The sequence below is a fragment of the Pseudomonas moorei genome (genome assembly GCF_008801475.1).
In the GTDB taxonomy this organism is placed as follows: Bacteria; Pseudomonadota; Gammaproteobacteria; order Pseudomonadales; family Pseudomonadaceae; genus Aquipseudomonas; species Aquipseudomonas moorei.
The window spans coordinates 141879-150600 of record NZ_VZPP01000015.1 but is presented as its reverse complement, the minus strand read 5'-3'; the positions used below and the strand labels follow the sequence as shown (position 1 = coordinate 150600).

The following is an 8722-nucleotide window of genomic DNA, read 5'->3' as shown; positions in this document are numbered from 1 at the left end:
GGGAACAGGCTGGTCTGGCTGCGGGGCTCTCCCTGGATGTAGGCCATAACGAAAAATGCTCCGTATCTTTCGATACGGAGCATTTTCTTTGAGCGCTGCGCAGATTGCTAGGTTTTCACACAGTCTGTTCGGGTGCCGTTTTTGCGTTCTGGCCGTTACTGAATCGGCAATATTGACCTGATCTTTCCGTGTGGCCCGACACGGCGCCTGCGCTGGCACAGGCACAAACAAAAACGGCACCTTCCGGTGCCGTTCGCCTTTCACACTCCGGTCATTTACTTACGCGCATCGGCCCACGACTTCAGCAGTTCGTTGTAGCTCACGGTCTCGCCCTTGGGCTTCTCGTTCGCCAGTTTCGGCTTCGGTGCACCCGGCTGGTCGAACCAGTATTGCGCATCGCGCTCGGGGTTCATTTTCGGGGCGCAGGTGGTTTGCGCTTTTGAGCGTTCCAGGCGGGACATGATGGCGTCCTGGTCCTTGGCCAGTCCGTCCAGTGCCTGTTGTGGGGTCTTCTCGCCGCTGGCCGCTTCGGCGATGTGGCTCCACCACAACTGCGCGAGGCGAGGATAATCAGGCACGTTGGTCCCGGTCGGGGTCCATTGCACGCGGGCCGGGCTGCGGTAGAACTCCACCAGGCCACCGAGCTTCGGCGCCAGGTCGGTCATGGCTTGCGAGTTGATGTCCGATTCGCGGATCGGCGTCAGGCCAACGATGGTTTTCTTCAGCGATACGGTTTTCGACGTCACGAACTGCGCATAGAGCCAGGCGGCGAGTTTTTGCTTCTCGGGCGTGGACTTCATGAACGTCCAGGAACCCACGTCCTGATACCCCAGCTTCATGCCCTCCTCCCAGTACGGACCACGCGGCGACGGCGCCATGCGCCATTTCGGTGTGCCGTCGGCATTCACCACGGGCAGACCCGGCTTGGTCATGTCGGCCGTGAACGCGGTGTACCAGAAGATCTGCTGGGCGATGTTGCCCTGGGAAGGCACGGGGCCGGATTCGGAGAAGGTCATGCCCGCCGCTTCAGGTGGCGCATAGGCCTTCATCCAGTCAACGTACTTCTGGGTGGCGAAGACCGCTGCCGGGCCGTTGGTATCGCCACCGCGGGTGACGCTGGAGCCCACCGGATGGCAATCCTCGACACGAATGCCCCACTCATCCACCGGCAAACCATTGGGCAAGCCCTTGTCGCCGCCACCGGCCATGGAGAACCAGGCATCGGTGAAGCGCCAGCCCAGGGACGGGTCTTTCTTGCCGTAGTCCATGTGCCCGTAGACACGCTTGCCATCGATTTCCTTGACGTCTTCGCTGAAGAATTTGGCGATGTCTTCATAGGCCGACCAGTTCACCGGCACGCCCAGCTCGTAGCCGTATTTTTCCTTGAACCTGGCTTTCAGGTCCGGGCGCTCGAACCAGTCGGCGCGGAACCAGTACAGGTTGGCGAACTGCTGATCGGGCAGCTGATAGAGTTTGCCGTCCGGTGCGGTGGTGAAGGAGGTGCCGATGAAATCCTTGATGTCGAGGGTGGGCGACGTGAAGTTTTTCCCTTCGTTGGCCATCAGGTCGGTGATGGCTTCGGTCTTGCCGTAACGGAAGTGCGTACCGATCAAGTCCGAGTCGTTGACCCAGCCGTCATAGATGCTCTTGTCCGACTGCATCACGGTCTGCAGCTTTTCCACTACATCGCCTTCTTGCAGCAAGTCGTGGGTCACTTTGATCCCGGTGATTTCGGTAAAGGCCTTGGCCAGCACCTTGGACTCGTATTCGTGAGTGGTCAGGGTTTCCGAGACGACCTTGATGTCCATCCCGCGAAACGGCTCGGCGGCCTTGATGAACCACTTCAATTCCTCGAGCTGCTGATCGGCCGTCAGGGTGGATGGTTTGAACTCGCTGCCAATCCATTTCTTCGCAGCGTCTTCATAGGCATCAGCCCAGGCCGAAGCGCTCAAACCACTGAGTGCCAGCATGGCTGCCAATGAAATGCTATGTCGCAGCTTATTGTTTTTGTCGAACATAGAGACCTCCTGTTTAAGTTTCGGAGCAACGTTGCCGAGCGATTCGACTAGCCCCACCGCATCACAGCCAACAGCCACACCAAGGACGACGCGAAGGCGACCCAGATGCTCCAGTCGGTCACGCCTATGACCAGCAAATGCAGGTAGGCGCTGCCGAGAAGACCGATAAACAGCCGATCGCCACGGGTGGTGGCAATCGGCAGAAAACCTCGCCGCAGCATGCTCGGCGAACGCAGTTCCCAGGTCGTCATGCCCAGCAGAATCAGGCCAATGACGACGAAGAAAGCCGCTGTGGGAATCGTCCAGCTCATCCATTCCATCATTCAGTTCCTCAGACCCGACCCAGGGCAAAGCCCTTGGCCACGTGGTTGCGAACAAACCAGATCACCAGCATGCCCGGCAGGATGGTCAACACCCCCGCCGCCGCCAGCACGCCCCAGTCGATGCCCGACGCCGAGACCGTGCGGGTCATCACCGCCGCGATCGGCTTGGCGTTCACCGACGTCAGCGTGCGCGCCAGCAGCAGTTCGACCCAGGAAAACATGAAGCAGAAAAACGCCGTGACGCCGATGCCGGAGCCGATCAGCGGGATGAAAATCTTCACGAAGAACTTGGGAAAGCTGTAGCCATCGATGTAGGCGGTTTCGTCGATTTCCTTGGGCACACCGGACATGAACCCCTCGAGAATCCACACCGCCAGCGGCACGTTGAACAGGCAGTGCGCCAGGGCCACGGCGATGTGGGTATCGAACAGGCCGATCGACGAATACAGCTGGAAGAACGGCAACAGGAACACCGCCGGTGGTGCCATGCGGTTGGTCAGCAGCCAGAAGAACAGGTGCTTGTCGCCGAGGAAACGGTAACGCGAGAACGCATAGGCCGCCGGCAGCGCCACGCTCAGGGAGATCACCGTGTTCAGGCTCACGTAGTACAGCGAGTTGAGATAACCGCTGTACCAACTCGGGTCGGTGAAGATCACCTTGTAGTTATGCAGGGTGAAATCCGCGGGAAACAGCGTCAGGCCGCCGAGGATTTCAGTGTTGCTCTTGAACGACATGTTCAACAGCCAGTAGATCGGCACCAGCAGGAACAGGATGTAGACCAGCAACGGAATCAGCTTTCTCTTGCTCATGGCGGGCCTCAGCGGTTGGCGTCGGAGTGAGTCATGGCGGTGTAGAACAACCAGGACACCAACAGGATGATCAGGAAATACACCAGCGAGAATGCCGCTGCCGGCCCCAGGTCGAATTGCCCTACGGCCATCTGGGTCAATGTCTGACTGAGGAAGGTCGTGGCATTACCCGGTCCGCCGCCCGTGAGCACGAAGGGTTCGGTGTAGATCATGAAACTGTCCATGAAGCGCAGCATCACCGCGATCAGCAGCACGCTCTTGAGCTTGGGCAGCTGGATGTGCCGGAACACCGCCCAGGCCGAAGCCCGATCGATCCGCGCCGCCTGGTAATACACGTCCGGAATCGCCCGCAGACCGGAGAAACACAACAGCGCCACCAGCGACGTCCAGTGCCACACGTCCATCACCAGCACGGTGACCCAGGCGTCCATGGTGTTCGCCGCGTAGTTGTAGCTGATGCCCATGCCATTGAGGCTCGAACCCAGCAGACCGATGTCGGCGCGACCGAAGATCTGCCAGATGGTGCCGACCACGTTCCACGGAATCAGCAGGGGAATCGCCAGGATAATCAGCACCAGCGACGACCAGCGCCCCTTGGTGGGCATGGTTAGCGCGATGGCGATGCCCAGGGGAATTTCAATCAGCAACACACAGGCCGAATAGATGAACTGGCGCAGCAGCGAGTCATGCAGGCGAGGATCGAGCAGCACTTGCCTGTACCAGTCGGCGCCGACGAAGTAGCGGCTGGACTGGTCGAAAATGTCCTGCACCGAATAGTTGACCACGGTCATCATCGGGATCACCGCACTGAACGCCACCAGCAGGAACACTGGCAGCACCAGCCACCAGGCCTTGTTGTTCTGCACCTTGTTCATGGCTGCGCCTCTTTATTGGCCATTGCTTCGTTGACGGCGTGGGGCTCCAGCAGGAATTCGTCGGCATAGACCATCAGCCATTGCCCCGGAAAACTGATATACGCCGTGCCTTCAGGCACCGGCTTGTCTTCGGCCAGGCGAACTTTCAGCGCTGCGCCATCAAGGTCCAGGGTCATGATCTTGTAGGTGCCGAGGTCTTCGACGTGTACGACGTGAGCCCGCATCGCGTCATCGAATGGCTCTTCCCACACATGGACGAACTCGGGCCGGATACCGACTTTCAGGGTTTCCCATTGGGTCTCGGCGATGCGTTGCCGCAGGGCCGCGGACAGCGGCAAATGGGTCGAGGCGAAGCCAACGCCGCCCGGTTGCGGCTGCACCTCGATCAGGTTCATCCCCGGGCTGCCGATGAAGTAACCGACAAAGGTGTGGCTCGGGCGTTCGAACAATTCCCGTGGCGTGCCGAACTGCACGATCTGCCCGCCGTACATCACCGCGATCTTGTCGGCAAAGGTCGAGGCTTCCAGTTGATCGTGAGTGACGTAGACCATGGTGATGTTGAATTGCTCGTGGATCTGCTTGAGCTTGCGCCGCAGCTTCCACTTCAGGTGCGGGTCGATCACGGTCAGCGGTTCATCGAATAGAATCGCCGACACGTCATCGCGCACCAGTCCACGGCCCATGGACACTTTCTGCTTTTCGTCGGCGGTGAGGTTGCGCGCCTTTTTGCTCAACAGATTCTGCAGATCGAGGACTTCGGCAATTTCCCGCACCTTGGCGTGAATTTTCGCCTCGGCCATGCCCTGATTGCGCAGCGGGAAAGCCAGGTTGTCGAATACCGTCATGGTGTCGTAGACCACCGGAAACTGGAAAACCTGGGCGATGTTGCGCTTCTCCGGGGTCAAGTCGTTGACCGCTTTGCCATCGAACAGCACGTGGCCCTGGGACGGACTGAGCAACCCGGAAATGATGTTGAGCAAGGTCGACTTGCCGCACCCCGACGGACCGAGCAAGGCATAGGCACCGCCCTGCTCCCAGATGTGGTCCATCTCGCGGATCGCGTAATCCTCGGGTCCGCCCGGGGTTTTGGTGTAGCTGTGGGCGAGGTTCTGCAAACGGATTTCAGCCATCAGGCAACCCTCGCGACACGCCGGCCCGGCGCCTGGACCAGCCGCCCCTGCGTATCGAACACAAACAGTTTATGGGTCGGGATGTAGATGCGGATCGGCGCATCGACGTCGTATTCGTGGACACCGGGCAAGTGCAGCACCAGCAGGAAATGCTCGTTGCGCACGTGCAGGAAGGTTTCCGAGCCGCTGATTTCCGCGACTTCGACGGTCACCGCCAATTCCAGGTCGTCGTCGTTGCTGGGTACCAGCGAGATATGGCTGGGCCGCACGCCGAAGCGAAATTCGCCCTCGCCCACCGGCCGCAAATCGACGTTCAGCGGGAAATGCACGAAATTGGCGAAACTCACTTCGTTACCGGCGATGCGCCCCGGCATCAGGTTGATCGGCGGTTCGGAAAACAGCTCGGCCGCCAACACGGTCTGCGGCTGGTGATAGACCGCGGAAGACTTGCCGCTCTGGATTACCCGACCCTCGTGAAGAATGGTCGTGGTGCCGCCGAGGGCCAGCGCTTCGTTGGGTTCGGTGGTGGCGTAGATCGCGATGGTGTGGCGGGCCTTGAACAGCTCGCGCATTTCCTGGCGCAGCTCCTCGCGCAGTTTGTAGTCGAGGTTGACCAGCGGCTCATCGAACAGAATCAGCTCGGCGTCCTTGACCAGCGCCCGGGCCATGGCCGTGCGCTGTTGCTGTCCACCGGAGAGCTCCAGCGGATAACGCTGCAGAAACTTCTCGATGCGCAGCATCCTGGCGGTTTCCAGCACCTTGGTCTGGATCTGCTCATTGGACACCCCGGCCTGCCGCAGCGGCGAGGCGATGTTCTCGAACACCGTCATGGTCGGGTAATTGATGAACTGCTGATACACCATCGACACGTTGCGCAAACGCACCGGCCGCTGTGTGACATCCACGCCGTTCATCAGGATGCGCCCGGTGTCGGGCTTGTCCAGCCCGGCCATCAAGCGCATGAGACTGGTTTTGCCGGACAGCGTGCGCCCCAGCAAAACGTTGAAGGATCCGGGTTCGAAACTCAGGCAGGCATCGTCGATCCAGGTCTGGCCCTCGACGGTACGGCTGACATGCTCCAGGGTTAATGACATGGCTCGGCCTTTTTTTATTTTTGGAGTCAAGCGACCGGAGCTGTATAGCGACATTTGTGCCAGAAATCACAAGCCGTTGATTTGGCTTGAAATCCTTGAAAGTGACTACTGAGTCACGTTCGTTGATGAACACAAATGAACAACCGAAAGTGAACAATTGAACAGTTCACCGATTGACAATGAACATTCGTCAACAACACTCTACAGACCGTTTACGGTTCCTGTAGGAGCGAGCTCGCTCGCGATGAACGAGAGATCGCCCCGTTCATTCAGACAGCCCTCGTCATCGTTGACGTCCATCGCGAGCAAGCTCGCTCCTACAAAGTCCTGCGTAGTTGATGCATCCATAACAACAATAAAAGCGTTAATCAGAGGCTGACTTGTAATGGCCCCACCTGCCCTGCCGCTGTCCCACGACGCCATCATCCAGGACTCCTGGTCCCGTTGCCGCGCGTTCGGCCTCAATCATCAGAGCGCTCCGGCCTTCGATCAGTTGCCCGCCGAAGGTATCGCGCGGTTGCTCGAGAGCCAGCACTCGCTGGTGCAGACCACCCACCAGGAAGTTCTGCCGTATTACGAGAACATCCTCAGCAACTCCAATTGCCTGATCATGCTCGCCGACAATCAGGGCCAGGTGCTGACGTCATGGGGCACCCAGCGCTTCATAGAGCCAAGCCTGACCCGCGGTTTCAGCGCCGGCGCCAGCTGGCTGGAGCACTGCAGCGGGACCAATGCCATCGGCACCGCCCTGGCCTGCGAACAAGCGGTGCACATCGAGCACGATGAACACTTTCTCAAGGCCAACCGTTTCATGACCGGTTCCGCCGCGCCGATTTTCGACGCCGAGCGCAAGGTCATTGCCGTGCTGGACGTCTCCAGCGACAGCTACCTGCCGCCGTCCCACACCCTGGGCATGGTCAAGATGATGAGCCAGACCGTGGAAAACCGGCTGATCCTCAACCTGTTCCACGGCCAGCATTTCCAGTTGACCTTCAACACGGGCCTGAACAACCTCGACAGCCAGTGGGCCGGCTTGCTGATTTTCGATGAAAGTGGCCAGGTGCTGTCCGCCAACCGCCGCGCTGACAACTTGTTGGGCATCCGCCTGTCGCGTGTCAGCGTGGAGAGCTTGTTCAACGTCTCGCTGCTGGAATTGTTGAATCAGCCCGAGGGCCTGCCCTTTGCCCTGCAGAGTTGCGGACGCCACCGCTTCCAGTGCTTGGTGAAACGGCCGAAGCAGGCACCGATTCAGCCACGACTGTTTTCCGCAACCCAAAGCGCTGAACCCGAGAGCGCCGCGGTAGCCGCCAAACCCCAGGCCATCAGCCTGAACACCCTGCACTTCGGCGACAGTCGCGTGGAAAAGGCCGTGCGCCAGGCCGAGCGCTTGCTGGAGAAAGACATTCCACTGTTGATTCACGGTGAAACCGGGGTCGGCAAGGAAGTCTTCGTCAAGGCCCTGCATCAGGCCAGCTCACGCAGCAAACAATCGTTCATTGCTGTCAACTGTGCAGCGATCCCCGCCGAACTGGTGGAGTCCGAGCTGTTTGGCTACGAGAAAGGCGCGTTCACCGGGGCGAACCAGAAAGGCAGCATCGGCCTGATCCGCAAGGCCGACAAAGGCACACTGTTCCTCGATGAAATCGGCGACATGCCGCTGCCGACACAGGCCCGGTTGCTGCGGGTGCTACAGGAGCGTTGCGTGCAACCGGTGGGCAGCAGCGAGTTGTTCCCGGTGGATCTGCGGATCATCTCGGCCACCAACCGCTCGCTGCGCGAACAGGTGCAATTGGGTCGGTTTCGTGAGGATCTGTATTACCGTATCGGCGGGCTGACGCTGGAGCTGCCGCCGTTGCGCGAACGCAGCGACAAAGAGGCGCTATTCAATCGCCTGTGGGAACAGCATCGCGAACCCAGCCAATGGGCGGGACTGAGCCGTGAAGTGCTGGCGCTGTTCAGCCGTCATCCGTGGCCCGGTAACTTACGCCAGGTCAGCAGTGTGATGCAGGTGGCGCTGGCCATGGCCGAGGAACAACCAGTGCGGCCGGAGCATTTGCCGGATGATTTCTTTGTCGATCTGGAGATGGAACCGGTGGATGCACCGGAGCCGGTGGGGGTTGATCTGAATGACACCCAGGCGTTGAACCGGGAACTGAAGGCTGCCAGGGGCAATATTTCCCATCTGGCGCGGCGGTTGGGGGTTAGTCGCAATACGCTCTATAAGCGCTTGCGCCAATTGGAAAGCTGACGGCTGTGCAGTCAATCGCGAGCAGGCTCGCTCTCACAGGGGATTTTCGTCAGGTCTGGTTTTTGTGCACGACACAAATCCCCTATGGGAGCGGGCCTGTTCGCGAAGGCGCCCACCCAGTCACCGCAAAAACCACTCACACCCCCTATTGACCGCAGCGACTAGACTGTGACGAAATGTTTCAGCTTTTCGCCTCACTCCATTTGATCCAGACCCTTCCTCCTC

The 8722-nt window shown here is 59.6% G+C and carries 7 protein-coding genes; 1 reads left to right on the top strand and 6 read right to left on the bottom strand.

Translation table 11 applies throughout. The annotated features are described in order from the left end of the window. Nucleotides 1–275 precede the first annotated feature (275 nt). Genes F7R06_RS25790 through F7R06_RS25765 form a run of 6 tightly spaced genes read right to left on the bottom strand, consistent with a single transcriptional unit; the run spans nucleotide 276 to nucleotide 6249 of the window. Entirely contained in the window at nucleotides 276–2018 is a 1743-nt protein-coding gene (locus F7R06_RS25790) for an ABC transporter substrate-binding protein (protein ID WP_090323518.1), read from the bottom strand. Between the two features lie 47 nt (nucleotides 2019–2065). Further along, nucleotides 2066–2338: a DUF2160 domain-containing protein gene (locus tag F7R06_RS25785; protein ID WP_090323519.1), complete on the bottom strand. Its 273-nt coding sequence runs from the start codon at nucleotides 2336–2338 to the stop codon at nucleotides 2066–2068. 11 nt (nucleotides 2339–2349) lie between these two features. After that, complete coding sequence (locus F7R06_RS25780; RefSeq protein ID WP_090323521.1) at nucleotides 2350–3150, bottom strand: carbohydrate ABC transporter permease; 801 nt, start codon at nucleotides 3148–3150, stop codon at nucleotides 2350–2352. Nucleotides 3151–3158: 8 nt separating this feature from the next. Then, entirely contained in the window at nucleotides 3159–4025 is an 867-nt protein-coding gene (locus F7R06_RS25775) for a carbohydrate ABC transporter permease (RefSeq protein WP_090323523.1), read from the bottom strand. Continuing rightward, nucleotides 4022–5155, bottom strand: coding sequence for an ABC transporter ATP-binding protein (locus F7R06_RS25770; RefSeq protein ID WP_090323524.1), 1134 nt, complete (start codon nucleotides 5153–5155; stop codon nucleotides 4022–4024). The genes F7R06_RS25775 and F7R06_RS25770 overlap by 4 nt, the downstream gene beginning before the upstream one ends. Next, a complete protein-coding gene (locus F7R06_RS25765) occupies nucleotides 5155–6249 on the bottom strand; it encodes an ABC transporter ATP-binding protein (protein ID WP_090323525.1) in 1095 nt (364 codons plus the stop codon). The genes F7R06_RS25770 and F7R06_RS25765 overlap by 1 nt, the downstream gene beginning before the upstream one ends. A gap of 385 nt (nucleotides 6250–6634) precedes the next feature. Here F7R06_RS25765 and F7R06_RS25760 point away from each other — a divergent pair, with 385 nt between their 5' ends. After that, nucleotides 6635–8497 carry a sigma-54-dependent Fis family transcriptional regulator gene (locus F7R06_RS25760; RefSeq protein ID WP_090323527.1) on the top strand — a complete coding sequence of 621 codons (1863 nt, stop codon included), beginning with the start codon at nucleotides 6635–6637 and terminating at the stop codon, nucleotides 8495–8497. The last annotated feature ends 225 nt before the right edge of the window (nucleotides 8498–8722 follow it).